The organism is Bradyrhizobium sp. LeoA1Lang (assembly GCF_055413685.1).
Genome location: NZ_JBVAPG010000022.1, coordinates 20,635 through 39,226, shown reverse-complemented (window position 1 = coordinate 39,226; position 18,592 = coordinate 20,635). Strand labels below are relative to the sequence as shown.

The window sequence follows — 18,592 nt, the reverse complement described above, 5'->3', positions numbered from 1 at the left end:
GCGATGAGCAAACCAAAGCGCGAACGTGTCCTCGCGGACAATGAGGCCAAGGCCGTCGCCCGGATGCTGCGCGTCAGCCCGCAGAAGCTGAACCTTGTCGCGCAGATGATCCGTGGCCGCAAGGCTTCGGCTGCACTCGCCGACCTGCAGTTCTCGCGCAAGCGGATCGCGGTCGACGTCAAGAAGTGCCTGGAATCGGCGATTGCCAATGCTGAGAACAACCACGACCTCGAGGTCGACGATCTCGTCGTCGCCGAGGCTCATGTCGGCAATGGCCTCGTCATGAAGCGTTTTGCCCCGCGCGGCCGTGGCCGTTCGGGCCGTGTCTACAAACCGTTCTCGCATCTCACGATCGTGGTTCGTGAGGTCGAGGCCGAGGCGAGCGCTTAAAGAAGAAGCGCAGGAGAATAAGATGGGTCAAAAGATCAATCCGATCGGGCTGCGTCTCGGCATCAACCGGACCTGGGATTCGCGTTGGTTCGCCGGGAAGGCCGAATACGGCAAGCTGTTGCACGAGGACGTCAAGATCCGCGAGATCCTGCACAAGGAGCTCAAGCAGGCCGCAGTGGCGCGCATCGTGATCGAGCGTCCGCACAAGAAGTGCCGGGTGACGATTCACTCGGCGCGTCCGGGCGTCGTGATCGGCAAGAAGGGCGCCGACATCGACAAGCTGCGCAAGAAGGTTGCCGACATCACCGCTTCCGACGTCGTCATCAACATCGTCGAGATCCGCAAGCCGGAGCTCGATGCCACGCTGGTTGCCGAATCGATCGCGCAGCAGCTCGAGCGCCGCGTCGCGTTCCGCCGCGCCATGAAGCGCGCGGTGCAGTCGGCGATGCGTCTTGGTGCCGAGGGCATCCGTATCAACTGCTCGGGTCGGTTGGGTGGCGCTGAAATCGCGCGCATGGAATGGTACCGCGAGGGCCGGGTGCCGCTGCACACGCTACGCGCCGACGTCGACTACGGCGTTGCCACCGCGTTCACCACCTTCGGCACCTGCGGCGTCAAGGTCTGGATCTTCAAGGGCGAAATCCTCGAGCACGATCCGATGGCCCAGGACAAGCGGATGGCCGAGGGCGACAGCCCGCGGTCCCGTCGCGACGCCGCCTAACGGCAAATGAGAGTTTGAGGGCTTAACGCCATGATGCAACCAAAGAAAACGAAGTTCCGGAAGGCGCATAAGGGCCGCATCCACGGCGTTGCGACTTCGGGCGCGACGTTGTCCTTCGGCCAGTTCGGCCTGAAGGCGCTCGAGCCGGAACGCGTCACCGCGCGCCAGATCGAGGCCGCTCGCCGCGCGCTGACCCGCCACATGAAGCGCGCCGGCCGCGTCTGGATCCGCGTGTTCCCTGATTTGCCGGTGTCGAAGAAGCCCGCCGAAGTGCGCATGGGCTCGGGCAAGGGCGCGCCGGAATTGTGGGTGGCCCGCGTCAAGCCCGGTCGTGTGCTGTTCGAGATCGACGGCGTCACCAACCAGGTCGCGCGCGAGGCGCTGACCTTGGCCGCCGCCAAGCTGCCGATCAAGACGCGCTTCGTCGCGCGCATCGCGGAGTAACCGAGATGGCCCAGATGAAAGTCGAGGATATCCGCGCGATGAGCGCCGACCAGATGGAGGACGCGATCCTCAATCTGAAGAAGGAGCGGTTCAACCTGCGCTTCCAGCGCGCCACCGGTCAGCTCGAGAACACCTCGCGGCTGAAGGAAGCGCGCCGCGACATCGCCCGTATCAAGACCATCGCCGCGCAGCAGCGCGCGAAGAAGAAGTAAGAGGCCGAACATGCCGAAACGTACGCTACAGGGCGTGGTCGTCAGCGACAAGCAAGCCAAGACGGTGGTGGTGCGCGTCGATCGCCGCTTCACCCATCCGATCTACAAGAAGACGATCCGCCGTTCGAAGAACTATCACGCGCACGACGAGAGCGACCAGTTCAAGCCGGGCGACACGGTGTGGATCGAGGAATCGAAGCCGATCTCGAAGTTGAAGCGCTGGATCGTGATCCGGGGCGAGCAGAAGCAAACGGCCTGACGCGCATTCGGCTTCGAAGCCGGAGAATGTCAGGAAAATTTTGAGCGCAAGTGAAGCGCAGAAAGAGGACGAGGTGCATCAATGATTCAGATGCAGACCAACCTCGACGTGGCCGATAATTCAGGCGCACGCCGTGTCATGTGCATCAAGGTGCTTGGAGGCTCCAAGCGCCGCTATGCCACCGTGGGCGACATTATCGTTGTGTCGATCAAGGAAGCCATTCCGCGTGGCAAGGTGAAGAAGGGCGACGTCATGAAGGCGGTCGTGGTGCGGGTCCGCAAAGACATTCGCCGCCCCGACGGCTCGGTCATCCGCTTCGACCGCAATGCCGCCGTGCTGGTCAACAACCAGTCCGAGCCGGTCGGCACCCGTATCTTCGGGCCGGTGCCGCGCGAGCTGCGCGCCAAGAACCACATGAAGATCATCTCGCTTGCGCCGGAGGTGCTGTGATGGCTGCCAAGATCCGCAAGGGTGACAGGGTCATCGTGCTGACCGGCCGCGACAAGGGCCGCACCGGCGAAGTGTTCGAAGTGCGTCCGGCCGAAAACACCGCGTTGGTGCGCGGCGTCAACATGGTGAAGCGTCACCAGAAGCAGACCCAGAACCAGGAGGGCGGCATCATCTCCAAGGAGGCGCCGGTCCACCTCTCCAACGTCGCGTATGTCGGCAAGGACGGAAAGCCGACCCGCATCGGGTTCAAGATTCAGGCTGATGGCAAGAAGGTTCGCATTGCCAAGAGCTCGGGAGCAGAGATCGATGGCTGAGACCGCTTATGTGCCGCGCTTGCGCACGGAATATGACAGGAAGATTCGCGGCCTGCTGACCGAGAAGTTCGGTTACGAGAACGCGATGCAGGTGCCACGGCTGGACAAGGTCGTGCTCAACATGGGCGTCGGCGATTCCGTCAACGACCGCAAGAAGGCCGAGACCGCTGCCGCCGAGCTGACGCAGATCGCCGGCCAGAAGGCGATCGTGACCTATTCGCGGGTTGCGATTGCGACCTTCAAGCTGCGCGAGAACCAGCCGATCGGCTGCAAGGTCACGCTCCGCAAGGCGCGCATGTACGAGTTCATCGATCGCCTGGTCACCGTCGCGCTGCCGCGCGTGCGCGACTTCCGCGGGCTGAACCCGAAGAGCTTCGATGGCCGCGGCAACTATTCGCTCGGCATCAAGGAGCACATCATTTTCCCCGAGATCGACTTCGACAAGGTCTCGGAAGCGCGGGGCATGGACATCACCGTGTGTACCACGGCCAAGACCGACGACGAGGCTCGCGCCTTGTTGACCGCTTTCAATTTCCCGTTCCGGCAGTGAGACGCTGACGAACAGCCTCTCAAACGCGGAAACGTAAGGAGCCACGCATGGCAAAGAAGAGTGCAGTCGAGAAGAACAACCGGCGCAAGCGGATGGCCAAGAACGCCGCCGCGAGCCGCGCCCGGTTGAAGGCGATCATCGCCGACAAGACCAAGCCGATGGAAGAGCGTTTCGCGGCGACCTTGAAGCTTGCGGAAATGCCGCGCAACTCGTCGGCGACCCGGATCCGGAATCGTTGCGAGCTGACGGGCCGCCCGCGCTCGAACTATCGCAAGAACAAGTTGTCCCGCATCGCGCTGCGCGAGCTCGGCTCCAAGGGCCTGATCCCGGGCCTCGTGAAGTCGAGCTGGTAAGGAGGGTCGGAAGATGTCAACGCACGATCCGATCTCTGATCTCATCACCCGCATCCGCAACGCGCAGATGCGCTCGAAGTCGAAGGTCTCGAGCCCGGGCTCGAAGATGCGCCAGAACGTGCTCGAGGTGCTGAAGGCGGAAGGCTATATCCGCGGTTACGCCAGCGTCGAGCATTCGTCCGGCCGCAGCGAGCTCGAGATCGAGTTGAAATATTTCGACGGCGAGCCGGTCATCCGCGAGATCGAGCGCGTGTCGAAGCCGGGCCGCCGGGTCTACACGTCGGTGAAGAACCTGCCGCGCGTGAACAACGGTCTCGGCATCTCCGTTTTGTCGACGCCGAAGGGAATCATGGCTGACCACGAAGCGCGCGACGCGAACGTGGGCGGCGAAGTTCTCTTCACGGTGTTCTGAGGAAGGATTGAGCCATGTCACGTATTGGCAAGAGGCCTGTGGCGATCCCGTCGGGTGTGACGGCGACTGTCGACGGGCAGACGGTGAAGGTGAAGGGGCCGAAGGGCCAGCTTCAGTTCGTCGTGCATAACGACGTCGAGGTGAAGTTCGAGAACGGCCAGGTCAAGGTCGCTCCACGCGTGGACACCAACCGCGCGCAGGCGATGTACGGCACCGCGCGCGCCCAGGTTGCCAACCTGGTCGAAGGCGTCACCAAGGGCTTTGAGAAGAAGCTCGAGATCACCGGCGTCGGCTACCGCGCCGCGATGCAGGGCAAGAACCTGCAGCTTGCGCTCGGCTACAGCCACGACGTCATCTATCCGATCCCGGAGGGCATCTCGATCGCGGTGCCGAAACCGACCGAAATCACGGTCTCGGGCATCGATTCGCAGCGCGTGGGGCAGGTTGCGGCCGAGATCCGCGCCTATCGTCCGCCGGAGCCCTACAAGGGCAAGGGCGTGAAGTACGCCAACGAATTCATCTTCCGCAAGGAAGGCAAGAAGAAGTAACGGAGCCGGTCATGTCACTGAAGGTTACCAATGCCCGGCGCAAGCAACGCGTACGCTTGGCGCTGCGCCGTTCCGGGGGCGGACGTCCGCGTCTGTCGGTGTTCCGCTCGTCCAAGCACATCTACGCCCAGGTGATCGACGATCAGAAGGGCGAGACGCTGGCGTCGGCCTCGTCGCTCGAGAAGTCGATGCGCGATGGCGGCAACACGGGTGCGAATATCGATGCAGCCAAGGCCGTCGGCAAGCTGCTCGCCGAGCGCGCCACGCAGAAGGGCGTCAAGGAAGTCGTGTTCGACCGCGGCGCCTATCTCTATCACGGGCGCGTCAAGGCGCTTGCCGATGCGGCCCGCGAAGGCGGACTGAGCTTCTGAGCAAGTTTCGAGCGGATATTAGGACTGAGGCATAAGCCTTTCTAGAGATTGGAAAACACCATGGCAGAACGCGAACGCGGCGGACGCGAACGGAGCAGGGAGCGCGAGGAGCGCGACAGCGAGTTCGTCGACAAGCTCGTGCACATCAATCGCGTGGCAAAGGTCGTGAAGGGCGGCAAGCGCTTCGGCTTTGCGGCGCTGGTCGTGATCGGCGACCAGAAGGGCCGGGTCGGTTTCGGCCACGGCAAGGCGCGCGAAGTGCCGGAAGCGATCCGCAAGGCGACCGAATCCGCCAAGCGCAACCTGACCCGCGTGGCGCTGCGCGAAGGCCGCACGCTGCATCACGACATCGCCGGCCGTCACGGCGCCGGCCGCGTCTACCTGCGTGCCGCGCCGGCCGGTACCGGCATCATCGCCGGCGGCCCGATGCGTGCGGTGTTCGAGACCCTCGGCATCCAGGACGTGGTTGCGAAGTCGATCGGTTCGTCGAATCCGTACAACATGGTCCGCGCCACCTTCGACGCGCTGAAGAACCAGGATTCGCCGCGTTCGGTCGCTGCGCGCCGCAACATCAAGGTGTCCACCCTGCAGGCCCGCCGCGTCGGTGGCGATGCAGAAGTGGTGGCTGAATAACTCGCGCTAAGCCAGCGCGCTATCTGGAGTTTTAAGAGATGGCCCAGGCCGCAAAGACGATCAAGGTCGAGCAGATCGGCAGCCCGATTCGCCGCCATCATTCGCAGCGTTCGACGCTGATCGGCCTCAAGCTCAACAAGATCGGCCGGGTTGCCGAGCATCAGGACACTCCTGAGGTTCGCGGCATGATCAGCAAGGTTCAACACCTCGTCCGCGTCGTCGGCGAAGGTTAAGACAGACAAGGAGAAGGGCGATGAAGCTCAGCGAGATCGCCGACAATCCCGGTTCGCGCAAGAAGCGCATGCGCATCGGCCGCGGTATCGGTTCGGGCAAGGGCAAGACCGGCGGCCGTGGCGGCAAGGGCCAGACCGCGCGTACCGGCGTGCGCATCAAGGGCTTTGAAGGCGGCCAGATGCCGCTGCATCGCCGCCTGCCCAAGCGCGGGTTCAACAACATCTTCAGGCTCGATTTCGCGGAAGTTAATCTCGACCGATTGCAGCAGGCGGTCGACGCCAAGCAGCTCGACACTGGTGCGGTCGTGAACGCGGAAGCGCTGGTGAAGTCGGGCGTGCTGCGCCGCGCCAAGGACGGCGTGCGGCTGCTCGGCCGCGGCGAGCTCACGGCCAAGCTCAACATCGAGGTGCATGGCGCCTCCAAGTCCGCGGTCGCCGCGGTGGAGAAGGCCGGCGGCACGGTGAAGATCCTGGCGCCCGCCAAGAAGGACGAAGGCGAGGCGGCGTAACATCTGCGTCATTGCCTGGCTCGCGCAGGCAGGGACGGCAGAGAACGTTGGACTTATCGAAGCCGAGCACCAAATAATGTCCGGTGTCCGCCGATGATCCCGTGGGGGACGTCGGCGGGGGCTCCGGGAGAAAGCCGAAACATGGTCTCAGCAGCGGAACAACTCGCGTCCAACCTCAATTTCGCAGCGCTCGGCAAGGCCGAAGAGCTGAAGAAGCGCATCTGGTTCACGCTGGGTGCGCTGCTTGTTTATCGGCTCGGCACCTACATCCCGCTGCCCGGCATCGACCCCAACGTGTGGGAGCAGGTGTTCCGCTCCCAGGCCGGCGGCATCCTCGGCATGTTCAATATGTTCGCCGGCGGCGGTATCCACCGCATGGCGATCTTCGCGCTGAACATCATGCCGTACATCTCGGCATCGATCATCATCCAGCTCCTGACCACCGTCTCGCCGCAACTCGAGGCGCTGAAGAAGGAAGGCGAGGCCGGCCGCAAGACGCTGAACCAGTACACCCGCTACCTCACCGTGATCCTGGCCCTGTTCCAGTCTTACGGCATCGCGGTGGGCCTCGAGGGCGCCGGTAACGTCGTCACCGACCCCGGCATGTTCTTCCGTCTCTCGACCGCGATCACGCTGACCGGCGGCACCATGTTCCTGATGTGGCTGGGTGAGCAGATCACCTCGCGCGGCATCGGCAACGGCATCTCGCTGATCATCCTGTCCGGCATCGTCGCGGAACTGCCGGCGGCGCTCGCCAACATGCTCGAACTCGGCCGCCAGGGCGCGATGTCGACCGGCCTGATCCTGGTCGTGATCGTGATGGCGGTTGCCGTGATCGCCTTCATTGTCTTCATGGAGCGCGCGCAACGCCGGCTCCTGATCCAGTATCCGAAGCGCCAGGTCGGCAACAAGATGTTCGAGGGCCAGTCCTCGCATCTGCCGCTCAAGCTCAACACCTCCGGCGTGATCCCGCCGATCTTCGCGTCCTCGCTGCTGCTGCTGCCGACCACGGTCGCGAACTTCAATGCCGGCAAGGGCCCGGAATGGATGCAGTGGATCACCACCCAGCTCAGCCACGGCCGGCCGCTGTTCCTGATTCTCTACCTCGCCCTGATCGTGTTCTTCGCCTTCTTCTACACGGCGATCGTGTTCAACCCGACCGAGACCGCCGACAACCTGAAGAAGCATGGTGGCTTCATCCCGGGCATTCGGCCTGGCGAGCGCACGGCGGAGTACATCGACTATGTGCTGTCGCGCGTCACAGTGGTTGGCGCGATCTATCTTGCGATCGTATGTCTCATCCCGGAGATTCTGATTTCCTACGCCTCCGTGCCGTTCTACTTTGGCGGTACCTCGCTTCTGATCGTGGTCAGCGTGACCATGGATACGGTGGCACAGGTTCAGGGCTATCTGCTTGCCCATCAGTATGAAGGGCTGATCAGAAAGTCCAAGCTCAGGGGCCGTCGCCGCTGATAGAGCGGAATGCGGGCGGCGCAAAAGTCAAAACCAAGGGTGTGCGGATCGCGCTCACCAAGCCGGGGGGCGAAAAATCATGAGATTGATCCTTTTGGGGCCGCCGGGCTCGGGCAAGGGGACCCAGGCCCAGCGGCTGGTTCAGAAGCACGGTATTATCCAGCTCTCGACCGGGGAGATGCTGCGCGCCGCGGTCGCCGCCGGCACGCCGGTCGGCCTGCAGGCCAAGGACATCATGGCCGCGGGCGGGCTGGTACCCGACGAGATCGTGATCGGCATCATCTCCGATCGGATCGATCAGCCCGACGCCAAGAACGGCTTCATCCTCGACGGCTTTCCGCGCACGGTTCCGCAGGCCGAGGCGCTGGATGACCTCCTGAAGAAGAAGCGCCTCAAGCTCGACGCCGTGGTCGAGCTTCGCGTCAATGAGAGCGCGCTGCTCGAGCGGGTGGAGAAGCGCGCCGCCGAGACGCGGGCGCGCGGCGAGGAAGTCCGCGCCGACGATACGCCGGAAGTGCTGACCAAGCGGCTGGCAAGCTACCGCGCCCAGACCGAACCCCTGATTCACTACTATTCCGAGCGCCGCAAGCTGCTGACCGTAGATGGCATGATGACCATCGAGCACGTTACGGGTGAAATCAACCGGATCCTGGAGGCGCTCGGCGCCACGGAACCCAAGGCGGCACGGCGAGCCTCTCCAGCCAAGCGCTCCGCCTCTGGAGCCGCCCGAAAGGGAGCCAAGGCGCCCGCCAAGAAGGCGGCCGCCAAAGCCAAAGGAGGGGCCGGCAAGGGAACCAAAAAGGCCGCCACCTCCGCCCGGAAGGCCCGTAAAACGGTCTCCAAGGCCGCCAAGGCCAGGGGCGTCGGCAAGGCCAAGAAGACGGTAAGGCAGGCCGCTAAGCGGCCCGCAAAAAAGCTCACGAAAAAGCGAGCTAAGCGCTAGGAGCGGTTGACGAAACCGACATGAATCCTTTAATAAGCCTCGCATCCAAGTCGGATAGTTTTATGACGATGCCGGGCCCCGAAGGAACGAGGGGAGGGCGTCGTGTTCGCGTTTGTGGACACCTGCCCGAGATAGCAGAGATCTAGGAAGCACCGATCCCAGGGATCGGCGACAGGAGAGAAGGCCGTGGCCCGTATTGCCGGCGTGAATATTCCAACCAACAAGCGCGTGCTGATCGCGCTTCAGTACATCCATGGCATCGGCCAGAAGAACGCAGCCGACATCGTGGAGAAGGTCAAGATCCCGCTGGATCGTCGCGTCAGCCAGTTGACCGACCAGGAAGTGCTGCAGATTCGCGAAGTGATCGACCGCGACTATGTCGTCGAGGGTGACCTTCGTCGCGAGGTCGGCATCAACATCAAGCGGCTGATGGACCTCGGCTGCTATCGTGGCCTGCGCCATCGCCGTGGCCTGCCGGTGCGCGGCCAGCGCACCCACACCAATGCGCGCACGCGCAAGGGGCCGGCCAAGGCGATCGCCGGCAAGAAGAAGTAAGTTTGCGAATAGCGAATAGGGAATGGCGAATAGTGATCTATTCGCTACTCGCCATTCGCCACTCGCCTTTTGAGGTGTAGCCGCTGGCATTACGGCGGCGTTGAGATCATAGGAAAGGTTTGGAATGGGCAAGGAAGCCACCCGCGTACGCCGCCGCGAACGCAAGAACATCGCCTCCGGCATCGCGCATGTGAATTCGTCGTTCAACAATACCACGATCACCATCACCGACGCGCAGGGCAATACCATTGCCTGGTCTTCCGCGGGCACGATGGGTTTCAAGGGGTCGCGCAAGTCGACCCCGTATGCCGCACAGGTCGCGGCGGAGGACGTTTCCAAGAAGGCGCAGGAGCATGGCATGCGCACGCTGGAAGTCGAAGTCGCGGGCCCCGGTTCGGGTCGTGAGTCGGCGCTCCGCGCGTTGCAGGCTGCGGGCTTCACCGTCACCTCGATCCGCGACGTGACGACGATCCCGCACAATGGCTGCCGTCCGCGCAAGCGCCGGCGCGTCTGATTGTTGGTCGCGGGGCGGCTTTGCCGTCTCGCGATTGTTTTTGGAATTGACCGCGCGGACTAATCCGCGACGCCAGTAAGTTGATGTCGACTGGCCCAAATCGACTTCACCACGGGTGACACAGTGACGATCCAGAAGAATTGGCAGGAACTTATTCGACCGAACAAGCTGCAGGTGACGGCCGGCTCCGATGCCGCGCGGTTTGCGACCATTGTCGCCGAGCCGCTCGAGCGCGGCTTCGGCCAGACGCTCGGCAACGCGTTGCGCCGCATCCTGTTGTCCTCGCTGCAGGGCGCTGCGGTGCAGTCGGTGCATATCGACGGCGTGCTGCACGAGTTCTCTTCGATCGCGGGCGTCCGTGAGGACGTTACCGACATCGTCCTCAACATCAAGGACATCTCGATCAAGATGCAGGGCGAAGGCCCCAAGCGGATGGTCGTGAAGAAGCAGGGTCCGGGCGTCGTCACCGCCGGCGACATCCAGACCGTCGGCGACGTCGTGGTGCTCAATCCCGATCTCGTGCTCTGCACCCTGGACGACGGTGCCGAGATCCGCATGGAGTTCACGGTCGCGACTGGCAAGGGCTATGTGCCCGCCGAGCGCAACCGTCCTGAGGACGCGCCGATCGGCCTGATCCCGGTCGACAGCCTGTTCTCGCCGGTGCGCAAGGTCTCCTACAAGGTCGAGAACACCCGCGAGGGCCAGATCCTCGACTACGACAAGCTGACGATGACGATCGAGACCAACGGCGCGATCACGCCGGATGACTCGGTGGCCTATGCCGCGCGTATCCTGCAGGATCAGCTCAACGTGTTCGTCAATTTCGAGGAGCCGCGCAAGGAAGTCGCGCAGGAGATCATCCCCGATCTCGCCTTCAACCCGGCGTTCCTCAAGAAGGTCGACGAGCTCGAACTGTCGGTGCGTTCGGCCAACTGCCTGAAGAACGACAACATCGTCTATATCGGCGATCTCGTGCAGAAGTCCGAAGCGGAAATGCTCCGCACCCCGAACTTCGGCCGCAAGTCGCTGAACGAGATCAAGGAAGTGCTGGCCCAGATGGGGCTGCATCTCGGCATGGAAGTGCCGGGCTGGCCGCCGGAGAACATCGACGAGCTCGCCAAGCGCTTCGAGGATCATTACTGAGCGAAATATGAAGTGGCGAATAGCGAGTGGAAAACCACTCGTTATTCACCATTGGCTACTCACCATCCTGGGCGAACGCAGGAAGCCCACCTGAGAAACATGTCCGACGAGCCGTCGTGACAATCGAAAAGGAATAGATCATGCGTCACGGAAAGGTTCATCGGAAGCTCAATCGCACGGCCGAGCATCGGCGCGCGATGTTCGCCAACATGGCTGCGGCCCTGATCAAGCACGAGCAGATCGTGACCACGCTGCCGAAGGCCAAGGAGCTGCGCCCGATCGTCGAGAAGCTGGTCACGCTCGGCAAGAAGGGCGGGCTGGCGCTGCGCCGCCAGGCGATCTCGGAACTGCGCGACGTCGACATGGTCAAGAAGCTCTTCGACACGCTGGCGACCCGCTACAAGGACCGCCAGGGCGGCTACACCCGCATCATCAAGGCCGGCTTCCGCTATGGCGACAATGCCGCGATGGCCGTGATCGAGTTCGTCGACCGCGATGTCGACGCCAAGGGCCAGGATTCCGGCCCGGTGCAGGAAAAGGAAGCCGAGGCGGCGTAAGCCTGCTTCGATCCTGAAGGTTTGTGAAAGCGGCGCCATCGAGCGCCGCTTTTTCATTTCCGAGTGTAGGGTGGGCAAAGCGTAGCGTGCCCACCATCACGAGCGGAGTGTGAATGGTGGGCACGGCGCTGACGCGCCTTTGCCCACCCTACAATTCTGTTCGGCCTCGCTTTTCATTTTTGCACGGATACGTTGGCGCGACGTCAGCCATGCTGCATCCGGCAATTGCGTCCGTATCTCGGGCTCCCGATATCTCCGTGATCGAATTTACGGAGATACAACATGAAGATCGATCTTTCGGGAAAAACCGCGCTCGTCACGGGCTCGACTGCCGGCATTGGGCTGGCCATTGCCCGCGGCCTGGCGGCAACCGGCGCGGAGGTGATCGTCAACGGCCGCAGCCAGCCCAAGATCGACGCCGCCGTTGCTGCGATTCAGAAGGCAGTCGCAGGCGCCAAGGTTCGCGGCAGCGCCGCCGACGTTTCCACAGCTAGCGGATGCAAGGCGCTGCTCTCGGCACAACCCGACGTCGACATCCTCATCAATAATGCCGGTATCTTCGAGCCCAAGAACTTCTTCGAAATCCCCGACGAGGACTGGACCCGCTTCTTCGAGGTCAATGTGATGTCGGGCGTGCGCCTGTCGCGCGGCTATATGCAGGGCATGCTGAAGCGCAACTGGGGCCGCATCGTCTTCATCGCCTCCGAGTCCGCGCTGAGCATTCCGAAGGAAATGATCCAGTACGGCATGACCAAGACCGCCCAGCTTTCGATTTCGCGCGGGCTCGCTGAGCTCACTCGCGGCACTGCGGTGACCGTCAATTCCGTTCTGCCGGGCCCGACCCTGTCGGAAGGCGTGGACACCTTCGTCAAGGATCTCGCCAGGCAGAACGGAGAGCCTGAGGACGAGGCGGTGGCGAACTTCGTCAAGCAGCACCGCCCGACCTCGCTCCTGCAGCGCTTCGCCAGCGTCGACGAGATCGCAAACATGGTGGTCTACGTTTCTTCGAAAGAGGCCTCCGCGACCAACGGGGCGGCACTCCGCGTCGAAGGGGGTATCATCAACACCATCTGAGGCGGCTCGCGCTCCGTCATTGCGAGCGTAAGCGAAGCAATCCATAGTACCGCTTGCTGAGGCGTGGATTGCTTCGTCGCTGTCGCTCCTCGCAATGACGAGGGAGGGGGCGCGGGCTCAATTGTGGGGTGGGCAAAGCGCAGCGTGCCCACCATCACGAGCACGGCGTTAGACGGTGGGCACGCTGCGCTTTACCCACCCCACGGATCAGCGCTTTTTTCGGAGGCGCGGATTGCGTAGAACAGTTTCATGAAGTTGACCCTGTCCACCCGCCATCAGCGGCTGGTTAAGATCACCTCGGCGCGCTGGCAGCGACGTGCGATCTTTCTGCTCGGCGGCATCGTTGTTGGCGCGGCCGCGGTGCTGCTGGCCCAGCTCTCCGATCTGGCGCAGCAGGCCTTCGCGATGCTGCTGTCCAAATCGCGTTATGCATCGCTTCTTGTCACGCCGATCGGCTTTGGGCTGTCGGCGTTGCTCACGGCCAGGCTGTTTCCGAACGCCCAGGGCAGCGGCATTCCGCAGGCGATCGCCGCGCGTCATCTCACCAACCAGCAGGCGAGGGAACGGCTCGTATCCATACGTATCGCGGTCGGAAAGATCATCCTGACCCTCTTTGGCTTGCTATGCGGTGCTTCGATCGGCCGCGAAGGACCAACGGTCCAGGTCGGTGCGTCCATCATGTTCGCAATCGGACGGGTGTCGCCACGGCGGCAGCCGGGATTGATCCTGGCCGGTGCCGCGGCCGGTGTTGCCGCTGCCTTCAACACGCCGCTCGCGGGCATCGTGTTTGGCATCGAGGAGATGAGCCGCGCTTTCGAAACGCGCACCAGCAGCTTGATTATCGCGGCCGTCATTGCTGCGGGCCTGACGTCGCTCGCGCTGATGGGCAATTATGACTATTTCGGCACGAGCGCGGTGACGTTGAACCGCGGCATCGACTGGCTCGCCATTCCCGTCTGCGGAGTCGTCGGCGGTTTGATGGGCGGCCTGTTCAGTCGCATCGTCATTACCGTGGCGCGCGGGTTTCGGGGATTCGTGGGACAGGCGATTCGACGCCATTCAGTGCCATTTGCAGCACTGTGCGGCCTGGCGGTTGCGCTCTGTGGACTGGCGTCCGGCGACACGGTCTATGGCACAGGCTACTCGCAAGTGAAGGATGCACTCGAGAGCGGCGCACCGTTGCCTGAGAGCTTCGGGTTCCTGAAGTTCCTGGCCACTGCCTTGGCAGCCATCAGCGGCATTCCCGGCGGCATCTTTTCGCCATCGCTGGCGGTAGGCGCTGGACTTGGCTCGAACGTGGCGTCCTTCTTTCACGGAGCGCCTTTGGCGGCGATCATGCTGCTCGGCATGGTCTCGTATTTCGCCGGTGTCGTGCAAGCCCCCATCACGGCGTTCGTCATCGTGACCGAGATGACCGGGGATCACACCATGGTGGTGCCGCTGATGACCGCCGCATTGATTGCCTACGGCACCTCGCGATTGGTTTGCGAGGAAGGAATTTACCACGCGCTCGCCAAAGGCTTCATCGAGCGGTCAACGCCGCCTACCGAAGCGGCGCGTCCACCAGTTCAGGCGTGACACGAGCGGGCGCGCACCAGGCGCGCCCGCATGCAGTCGGGTCTACCACCCCTCCAGCACGATCTTGCCGCGCGACTTGCCGCTCTCGAGCAGGGCATGCGCCCGCTTCAGATTGGCTGCGTTGATGGTGCCGAACGTCTCGGCGAGCGTGGTGCGCAGCACGCCCTTGTCGATGAGATCGGCGACATCGTTCAGCAGATAGTGCTGCGCGATCATGTCCGGGGTCTGGAACGAGGAGCGCGTGAACATTGATTCCCAGTGTACCGACACCGCCTTGCCCTTGAACGCACTGACATTGAATTCCGGCGGATCGTCGATCAGGCCGAACTTGCCCTGCGGCGCCATGAAATCGGCGATCGCCTTGTAGTGCTGGTCGGTATAAGTGAGGCTGGCGACGAGGACGACCGGCGGCAGCTTCAATTTCTCGATCTGCTCCTTCATCGGCTTGCCATGATCGACCACGGCATGCGCGCCGAGCTCTAGGCACCATTTCTGCGACTCCGGCCGCGTCGCGGTCGCGACCACCGTCAGGCCGGTCAGCCGCCGCGCGAGCTGGATCAGGATCGAGCCGACGCCGCCGGCGCCGCCGACGATCAGGAGCGTACGTGGATCGAGGCTCTTGCCGGGTGCGGCGCCGAGCCGGTCGAACAGCAATTCCCACGCCGTGATCGAGGTCAGGGGCAGGGCAGCGGCCTGCGCAAACGACAGCGTCTTCGGCTTCGCGCCGACGATGCGCTCATCGACCAGATGGAATTCCGAATTGGTGCCCTGGCGCAGGATCGAGCCCGCATAGAAGACCTCGTCCCCTCGCTTGAACAGGCTGACGTCGGGGCCGACAGCGTCGACCACGCCGGCTGCGTCGAAGCCCAAAATCTTGACCTCGCCCTCGGGCGGAGCGGCGCGCTTGCGCACCTTGTAATCGACGGGATTGGCGGAGATCGCCTTGACCGCGACGCGGATGTCGCGCCCCTTGGGTTCCGGTCTTGCGGCATCGAAATCGAACAGCGATTCCGCATCCTCGATCGGCAGGGATTTCTTGTATCCGACGGCCTTCATTGCCTTCTCCCTTGTCTGGTTGCGATCTAACTCTCGCGCTGGCGCCCAGTTGGCAAGTACGGTAAATTCAGGGAACTAGTCCCTGTTTGGATACTATTGGAAGAAAGCCCCATGAAACGGCGGAATTTTGCCCATCGGCCGGGCTGCGCGGTCGAGGCGACGCTCGACCTGATCGATGGCAAATGGAAGGGGGTCATCCTGTTCCATCTGTTGTCCGGCACGCAGCGGTTCGGCGAGTTGCGACGGCGGATGCCCGGCATCACCCAGCGCATGCTGACCAAGCAGCTTCGCGCGCTCGAGGAGGACCAGCTCATCCTCCGCAAGGTCTATGCCGAGGTGCCGCCACGGGTCGAATACACCGTGTCCGAAATCGGCGAGAGCCTGCGGCCGGTGATCGAGATCCTGAAGCAATGGGGCGAGACTCACCGGGCGCGGCTGTCCTGTGCGCCCGCACCTGATCCCATCGAAGCGGCGCAGACCGCCGCCTGAAGCAAGCAATCGCTTCTCTCACCGCTGGCTCACGCCTATATCAGAACGACGAATTTCCGGGAACTTTACATGACGCTGATTCGCTTAGCCGCCGTGTTGTTGATTTCAGCCGCCGCCGCGACACCGGCGCTGGCGCAGGACCGGCGCGTGCCGTCCTCGCCGGCCGAGCTGAAACTGTCCTATGCGCCGATCGTGCAGCGCGTACAGCCGGCGGTCGTCAACGTCTACGCCGCCAAGACCGTGCAGACCCGCAATCCGTTCCTGGATGACCCGATCTTCCGCCGCTTCTTCGGTGTGCCCGGCCAGCCCGAGCAGATGCAGCGCTCGCTCGGCTCCGGCGTGATGGTCGATCCCTCCGGCCTCGTCGTCACCAACAACCACGTCATCGAGGGCGCCGACCAGGTGAAGATCTCGCTCGCCGACAAACGCGAGTTCGAGGCTGAGATCGTGCTCAAGGACAGCCGCACCGACCTCGCGGTGCTGCGCATAAAGGACGCGAAAGAGAAATTCGCGACGCTTGATTTCGCCAATTCCGACGAACTCCTGGTCGGCGATGTCGTGCTCGCGATCGGCAATCCCTTCGGCGTCGGCCAGACCGTGACGCATGGCATCATCTCGGCACTCGCGCGTACGCAAGTCGGCATCACCGACTACCAGTTCTTCATCCAGACCGATGCGGCCATCAATCCCGGCAATTCCGGCGGCGCGCTGGTCGACATGACCGGGCGGCTCGCCGGCATCAACACCGCGATCTTCTCGCGCTCCGGCGGTTCGCAGGGCATCGGCTTTGCGATTCCCGCCAACATGGTGCGCGTGGTGGTGGCGTCCGCCAAGAGCGGCGGCAAGGCGGTTAAGCGGCCGTGGCTTGGCGCGCGGCTGCAGGCGGTGACGCCTGATATCGCCGAGACACTCGGGCTGAAGCTGCCGAACGGTGCACTGGTCGCGAACGTCGCGCCGAACAGTCCCGCAGCGCATGCGGGGCTAAAGCCGTCGGACCTGATCGTTGCGATCGATGGCCAGACCATCGATGATCCCAACGCCTTCGACTACCGTTTTGCGACCCGTCCGCTCGGCGGCTCCGCCCAGATCGACGTGCAGCGCGGCGGCAAGACCATCAAGCTCACCGTGCCGCTGGAGACCGCGCCCGATACGGGACGTGACGAGATCGTGCTGACCGCGCGCTCGCCATTCCAGGGCGCCAAGGTGGCAAATATCTCGCCGGCGCTCGCGGACGAATTGCATCTCGATGCCGGGGTCGAAGGCGTCGTCGTCACCGACCTCGCCGATGACGGCACGGCTGCCAATGTCGGCTTCCAGAAGGGCGACATCATCCTCGCGGTCAACAACCAGAAGATCGCGCGCACTGGCGATCTCGAGAAGGCCTCGAAAGCGGCGTCGCGGATCTGGCGGATCACGCTGGTGCGCGGCGGCCAGCAGATCAACGTGACCCTCGGCGGATGAGCGCGAAGCGCCAGCAGGAACCCACCACCAACCTCTTTGCCGCGGCAGGGATGGAGCAGGATGCTCCGCATCCGCTCCCCGACCGGCTGCGGCCGCGAAAGCTTTCCGACGTCGTTGGCCAGGACCATATCCTTGGCCCCGACGGCGCGCTGACGCGCATGCTGGAGACGCGTACGCTGGGCTCGCTGATCTTCTGGGGCCCGCCGGGCACCGGCAAGACCACGGTGGCGCGGCTTCTGGCTGACGCGACCGAGCTGCATTTCGAGCAGATTTCAGCGGTGTTTTCCGGCGTCGCCGATCTGAAGAAGGCGTTCGACGCGGCGCGTGCGCGGCGCGAGACCGGCAAGGGCACGCTGCTGTTCGTCGACGAGGTCCATCGCTTCAACCGCGCGCAGCAGGATTCCTTCCTGCCTGTGATGGAAGACGGCACGGTGGTTTTGGTCGGCGCCACCACCGAAAATCCGTCCTTCGAGCTCAACGCCGCGCTCCTGTCGCGGGCGCGCGTGCTGGTGTTCCATTCGCTCGATACCGAAGCGATCGAAAAGCTCTACGCGCATGCTGAAGAGGTCGAGGGCAGGAAGCTGCCGCTGGATGCGGAGGCGCGCGCCGTGCTGGTGCGGATGGCCGACGGCGACGGCCGCGCCGCGCTGACGCTCGCCGAAGAGGTCTGGCGCTCCGCGCGCAAGGATGAGGTTTTCACCCCCGCCCAATTGCAGGACATCCTGCAGCGCCGCGCGCCGATCTACGACAAGTCCGCCGACGGCCATTACAACCTGATCTCGGCGCTGCATAAATCGGTGCGCGGCTCCGATCCGGATGCGGCGTTGTATTATTTCGCGCGCATGCTCGATGCCGGGGAGGACCCGCTGTTCCTGGCGCGGCGCGTGGTGCGCATGGCGGTGGAGGATATCGGCCTTGCCGATCCGCAGGCGCTGGTGATCGCCAATGCCGCCAAGGACGCTTATGACTTCCTCGGCTCGCCCGAAGGCGAACTCGCGATCGCGCAGGCCGTGGTCTATGTCGCCACCGCGCCGAAATCGAATGCCGTCTACACCGCGTTCGGCGCGGCGAAGCAGGTGGCAAAGCAGGGCGGCTCCCTGCTGCCGCCGAAACACATCCTGAACTCCCCGACCAAATTGATGAAGTCGGAAGGCTATGGCTCCGGCTACCAATACGACCACGATGCGCCCGACGCCTTCTCCGGGCAGGACTACTTTCCGGAAGCCCTGGGCCGCCAGACCTTTTACGATCCGCCCGACCGCGGCTTCGAGCGCGAAATCCGCAAGCGGCTGGACTATTGGGCAAGGCTGAGGAAAGAGCGGGGCGGGACGTAGACCGCCCCAACTCTGA

The 18,592-nt window shown here is 63.5% G+C and carries 27 protein-coding genes; 26 read left to right on the top strand and 1 reads right to left on the bottom strand.

The genetic code is table 11. From position 1 onward, the window contains the following. Positions 1 to 3 precede the first annotated feature (3 nt). The 23 genes from rplV to ACZYOF_RS10540 all read left to right on the top strand — a co-directional run bounded on the left by rplV (position 4) and on the right by ACZYOF_RS10540 (position 14,236). Positions 4 to 390 carry a 50S ribosomal protein L22 gene (gene rplV, locus ACZYOF_RS10650; RefSeq protein WP_028168159.1) on the top strand — a complete coding sequence of 129 codons (387 nt, stop codon included), beginning with the start codon at positions 4 to 6 and terminating at the stop codon, positions 388 to 390. Positions 391 to 412: 22 nt separating this feature from the next. After that, a complete protein-coding gene (gene rpsC / locus ACZYOF_RS10645) occupies positions 413 to 1,111 on the top strand; it encodes a 30S ribosomal protein S3 (protein ID WP_027583258.1) in 699 nt (232 codons plus the stop codon). Between the two features lie 30 nt (positions 1,112 to 1,141). Beyond that, complete coding sequence (gene rplP / locus ACZYOF_RS10640; RefSeq protein ID WP_028168157.1) at positions 1,142 to 1,555, top strand: 50S ribosomal protein L16; 414 nt, start codon at positions 1,142 to 1,144, stop codon at positions 1,553 to 1,555. A 5-nt stretch (positions 1,556 to 1,560) separates the two neighbouring features. Next, positions 1,561 to 1,767, top strand: coding sequence for a 50S ribosomal protein L29 (gene rpmC / locus ACZYOF_RS10635; RefSeq protein ID WP_130577496.1), 207 nt, complete (start codon positions 1,561 to 1,563; stop codon positions 1,765 to 1,767). A 10-nt stretch (positions 1,768 to 1,777) separates the two neighbouring features. Next, entirely contained in the window at positions 1,778 to 2,026 is a 249-nt protein-coding gene (gene rpsQ, locus ACZYOF_RS10630; RefSeq protein ID WP_027583261.1) for a 30S ribosomal protein S17, read from the top strand. A gap of 81 nt (positions 2,027 to 2,107) precedes the next feature. After that, complete coding sequence (gene rplN, locus ACZYOF_RS10625; RefSeq protein ID WP_028168155.1) at positions 2,108 to 2,476, top strand: 50S ribosomal protein L14; 369 nt, start codon at positions 2,108 to 2,110, stop codon at positions 2,474 to 2,476. Beyond that, positions 2,476 to 2,790: a 50S ribosomal protein L24 gene (gene rplX / locus ACZYOF_RS10620; RefSeq protein ID WP_028168154.1), complete on the top strand. Its 315-nt coding sequence runs from the start codon at positions 2,476 to 2,478 to the stop codon at positions 2,788 to 2,790. The genes rplN and rplX overlap by 1 nt, the downstream gene beginning before the upstream one ends. Further along, positions 2,783 to 3,340: a 50S ribosomal protein L5 gene (gene rplE / locus ACZYOF_RS10615; RefSeq protein ID WP_130577495.1), complete on the top strand. Its 558-nt coding sequence runs from the start codon at positions 2,783 to 2,785 to the stop codon at positions 3,338 to 3,340. The genes rplX and rplE overlap by 8 nt, the downstream gene beginning before the upstream one ends. Before the next feature lie 47 nt (positions 3,341 to 3,387). Next, on the top strand, positions 3,388 to 3,693 hold the full coding sequence (rpsN, locus tag ACZYOF_RS10610) for a 30S ribosomal protein S14 (protein ID WP_130577494.1): 306 nt from the start codon (positions 3,388 to 3,390) through the stop codon (positions 3,691 to 3,693). A 13-nt stretch (positions 3,694 to 3,706) separates the two neighbouring features. Beyond that, complete coding sequence (gene rpsH, locus ACZYOF_RS10605) at positions 3,707 to 4,105, top strand: 30S ribosomal protein S8 (protein ID WP_130577493.1); 399 nt, start codon at positions 3,707 to 3,709, stop codon at positions 4,103 to 4,105. Positions 4,106 to 4,119: 14 nt separating this feature from the next. Next, positions 4,120 to 4,653, top strand: coding sequence for a 50S ribosomal protein L6 (gene rplF, locus ACZYOF_RS10600; RefSeq protein ID WP_130577492.1), 534 nt, complete (start codon positions 4,120 to 4,122; stop codon positions 4,651 to 4,653). An 11-nt stretch (positions 4,654 to 4,664) separates the two neighbouring features. After that, positions 4,665 to 5,024, top strand: a complete 360-nt coding sequence (gene rplR, locus ACZYOF_RS10595; RefSeq protein WP_027583268.1) for a 50S ribosomal protein L18 — start codon at positions 4,665 to 4,667, stop codon at positions 5,022 to 5,024. A gap of 60 nt (positions 5,025 to 5,084) precedes the next feature. Next, positions 5,085 to 5,657 (top strand): 30S ribosomal protein S5, encoded by a 573-nt coding sequence (gene rpsE / locus ACZYOF_RS10590; RefSeq protein WP_027583269.1) that lies wholly within the window; start codon positions 5,085 to 5,087, stop codon positions 5,655 to 5,657. 38 nt (positions 5,658 to 5,695) lie between these two features. Then, the gene (gene rpmD / locus ACZYOF_RS10585; protein WP_028168147.1) at positions 5,696 to 5,890 is read left to right on the top strand and encodes a 50S ribosomal protein L30; all 195 of its coding nucleotides are present in this window, start codon (positions 5,696 to 5,698) and stop codon (positions 5,888 to 5,890) included. A 20-nt stretch (positions 5,891 to 5,910) separates the two neighbouring features. After that, positions 5,911 to 6,399, top strand: a complete 489-nt coding sequence (rplO, locus tag ACZYOF_RS10580; RefSeq protein ID WP_463715731.1) for a 50S ribosomal protein L15 — start codon at positions 5,911 to 5,913, stop codon at positions 6,397 to 6,399. Between the two features lie 141 nt (positions 6,400 to 6,540). Then, positions 6,541 to 7,872 (top strand): preprotein translocase subunit SecY, encoded by a 1,332-nt coding sequence (gene secY / locus ACZYOF_RS10575; RefSeq protein WP_394566289.1) that lies wholly within the window; start codon positions 6,541 to 6,543, stop codon positions 7,870 to 7,872. A 79-nt stretch (positions 7,873 to 7,951) separates the two neighbouring features. Continuing rightward, positions 7,952 to 8,815, top strand: coding sequence for an adenylate kinase (locus tag ACZYOF_RS10570; RefSeq protein WP_463715730.1), 864 nt, complete (start codon positions 7,952 to 7,954; stop codon positions 8,813 to 8,815). A gap of 186 nt (positions 8,816 to 9,001) precedes the next feature. Then, positions 9,002 to 9,370, top strand: a complete 369-nt coding sequence (gene rpsM, locus ACZYOF_RS10565; protein WP_130580944.1) for a 30S ribosomal protein S13 — start codon at positions 9,002 to 9,004, stop codon at positions 9,368 to 9,370. 124 nt (positions 9,371 to 9,494) lie between these two features. Beyond that, positions 9,495 to 9,884: a 30S ribosomal protein S11 gene (gene rpsK / locus ACZYOF_RS10560; RefSeq protein ID WP_006021048.1), complete on the top strand. Its 390-nt coding sequence runs from the start codon at positions 9,495 to 9,497 to the stop codon at positions 9,882 to 9,884. Between the two features lie 99 nt (positions 9,885 to 9,983). Next, positions 9,984 to 11,027, top strand: coding sequence for a DNA-directed RNA polymerase subunit alpha (locus tag ACZYOF_RS10555; protein WP_207234542.1), 1,044 nt, complete (start codon positions 9,984 to 9,986; stop codon positions 11,025 to 11,027). Between the two features lie 140 nt (positions 11,028 to 11,167). Beyond that, positions 11,168 to 11,584, top strand: coding sequence for a 50S ribosomal protein L17 (gene rplQ / locus ACZYOF_RS10550; protein WP_130580942.1), 417 nt, complete (start codon positions 11,168 to 11,170; stop codon positions 11,582 to 11,584). Positions 11,585 to 11,866: 282 nt separating this feature from the next. Then, positions 11,867 to 12,658, top strand: a complete 792-nt coding sequence (locus ACZYOF_RS10545; protein ID WP_463715729.1) for an SDR family NAD(P)-dependent oxidoreductase — start codon at positions 11,867 to 11,869, stop codon at positions 12,656 to 12,658. A gap of 249 nt (positions 12,659 to 12,907) precedes the next feature. After that, positions 12,908 to 14,236, top strand: a complete 1,329-nt coding sequence (locus ACZYOF_RS10540) for a chloride channel protein (protein ID WP_463715728.1) — start codon at positions 12,908 to 12,910, stop codon at positions 14,234 to 14,236. Positions 14,237 to 14,278: 42 nt separating this feature from the next. Here the strand turns inward: ACZYOF_RS10540 and ACZYOF_RS10535 are convergent, their stop codons facing one another. Continuing rightward, positions 14,279 to 15,292 (bottom strand): zinc-binding alcohol dehydrogenase family protein, encoded by a 1,014-nt coding sequence (locus ACZYOF_RS10535; protein WP_463715727.1) that lies wholly within the window; start codon positions 15,290 to 15,292, stop codon positions 14,279 to 14,281. A gap of 111 nt (positions 15,293 to 15,403) precedes the next feature. On the opposite strand from ACZYOF_RS10535, the gene ACZYOF_RS10530 reads away from it, so the two are divergent. The 3 genes from ACZYOF_RS10530 (at position 15,404) to ACZYOF_RS10520 (ending at position 18,576) form a co-directional block, all read left to right on the top strand. Continuing rightward, positions 15,404 to 15,781, top strand: a complete 378-nt coding sequence (locus ACZYOF_RS10530; RefSeq protein ID WP_463715726.1) for a winged helix-turn-helix transcriptional regulator — start codon at positions 15,404 to 15,406, stop codon at positions 15,779 to 15,781. Between the two features lie 69 nt (positions 15,782 to 15,850). Then, the gene (locus tag ACZYOF_RS10525; RefSeq protein WP_130580937.1) at positions 15,851 to 17,242 is read left to right on the top strand and encodes a DegQ family serine endoprotease; all 1,392 of its coding nucleotides are present in this window, start codon (positions 15,851 to 15,853) and stop codon (positions 17,240 to 17,242) included. Further along, positions 17,239 to 18,576 carry a replication-associated recombination protein A gene (locus ACZYOF_RS10520; protein ID WP_463715725.1) on the top strand — a complete coding sequence of 446 codons (1,338 nt, stop codon included), beginning with the start codon at positions 17,239 to 17,241 and terminating at the stop codon, positions 18,574 to 18,576. Before ACZYOF_RS10525 ends, ACZYOF_RS10520 begins: the two co-directional genes overlap by 4 nt. Positions 18,577 to 18,592 lie beyond the last annotated feature (16 nt).

Bases quoted from the DNA above. Each gene is read 5' to 3' on its own strand.
- rplV (WP_028168159.1), top strand. From the start codon at position 4: ATGAGCAAACCAAAGCGCGAACGTGTCCTCGCGGACAATGAGGCCAAG.
- rpsC (WP_027583258.1), top strand. From the start codon at position 413: ATGGGTCAAAAGATCAATCCGATCGGGCTGCGTCTCGGCATCAACCGG.
- rplP (WP_028168157.1), top strand. From the start codon at position 1,142: ATGATGCAACCAAAGAAAACGAAGTTCCGGAAGGCGCATAAGGGCCGC.
- rpmC (WP_130577496.1), top strand. From the start codon at position 1,561: ATGGCCCAGATGAAAGTCGAGGATATCCGCGCGATGAGCGCCGACCAG.
- rpsQ (WP_027583261.1), top strand. From the start codon at position 1,778: ATGCCGAAACGTACGCTACAGGGCGTGGTCGTCAGCGACAAGCAAGCC.
- rplN (WP_028168155.1), top strand. From the start codon at position 2,108: ATGATTCAGATGCAGACCAACCTCGACGTGGCCGATAATTCAGGCGCA.
- rplX (WP_028168154.1), top strand. From the start codon at position 2,476: ATGGCTGCCAAGATCCGCAAGGGTGACAGGGTCATCGTGCTGACCGGC.
- rplE (WP_130577495.1), top strand. From the start codon at position 2,783: ATGGCTGAGACCGCTTATGTGCCGCGCTTGCGCACGGAATATGACAGG.
- rpsN (WP_130577494.1), top strand. From the start codon at position 3,388: ATGGCAAAGAAGAGTGCAGTCGAGAAGAACAACCGGCGCAAGCGGATG.
- rpsH (WP_130577493.1), top strand. From the start codon at position 3,707: ATGTCAACGCACGATCCGATCTCTGATCTCATCACCCGCATCCGCAAC.
- rplF (WP_130577492.1), top strand. From the start codon at position 4,120: ATGTCACGTATTGGCAAGAGGCCTGTGGCGATCCCGTCGGGTGTGACG.
- rplR (WP_027583268.1), top strand. From the start codon at position 4,665: ATGTCACTGAAGGTTACCAATGCCCGGCGCAAGCAACGCGTACGCTTG.
- rpsE (WP_027583269.1), top strand. From the start codon at position 5,085: ATGGCAGAACGCGAACGCGGCGGACGCGAACGGAGCAGGGAGCGCGAG.
- rpmD (WP_028168147.1), top strand. From the start codon at position 5,696: ATGGCCCAGGCCGCAAAGACGATCAAGGTCGAGCAGATCGGCAGCCCG.
- rplO (WP_463715731.1), top strand. From the start codon at position 5,911: ATGAAGCTCAGCGAGATCGCCGACAATCCCGGTTCGCGCAAGAAGCGC.
- secY (WP_394566289.1), top strand. From the start codon at position 6,541: ATGGTCTCAGCAGCGGAACAACTCGCGTCCAACCTCAATTTCGCAGCG.
- ACZYOF_RS10570 (WP_463715730.1), top strand. From the start codon at position 7,952: ATGAGATTGATCCTTTTGGGGCCGCCGGGCTCGGGCAAGGGGACCCAG.
- rpsK (WP_006021048.1), top strand. From the start codon at position 9,495: ATGGGCAAGGAAGCCACCCGCGTACGCCGCCGCGAACGCAAGAACATC.
- rplQ (WP_130580942.1), top strand. From the start codon at position 11,168: ATGCGTCACGGAAAGGTTCATCGGAAGCTCAATCGCACGGCCGAGCAT.
- ACZYOF_RS10545 (WP_463715729.1), top strand. From the start codon at position 11,867: ATGAAGATCGATCTTTCGGGAAAAACCGCGCTCGTCACGGGCTCGACT.
- ACZYOF_RS10540 (WP_463715728.1), top strand. From the start codon at position 12,908: ATGAAGTTGACCCTGTCCACCCGCCATCAGCGGCTGGTTAAGATCACC.
- ACZYOF_RS10535 (WP_463715727.1), bottom strand. From the start codon at position 15,292: ATGAAGGCCGTCGGATACAAGAAATCCCTGCCGATCGAGGATGCGGAA.
- ACZYOF_RS10530 (WP_463715726.1), top strand. From the start codon at position 15,404: ATGAAACGGCGGAATTTTGCCCATCGGCCGGGCTGCGCGGTCGAGGCG.
- ACZYOF_RS10525 (WP_130580937.1), top strand. From the start codon at position 15,851: ATGACGCTGATTCGCTTAGCCGCCGTGTTGTTGATTTCAGCCGCCGCC.
- ACZYOF_RS10520 (WP_463715725.1), top strand. From the start codon at position 17,239: ATGAGCGCGAAGCGCCAGCAGGAACCCACCACCAACCTCTTTGCCGCG.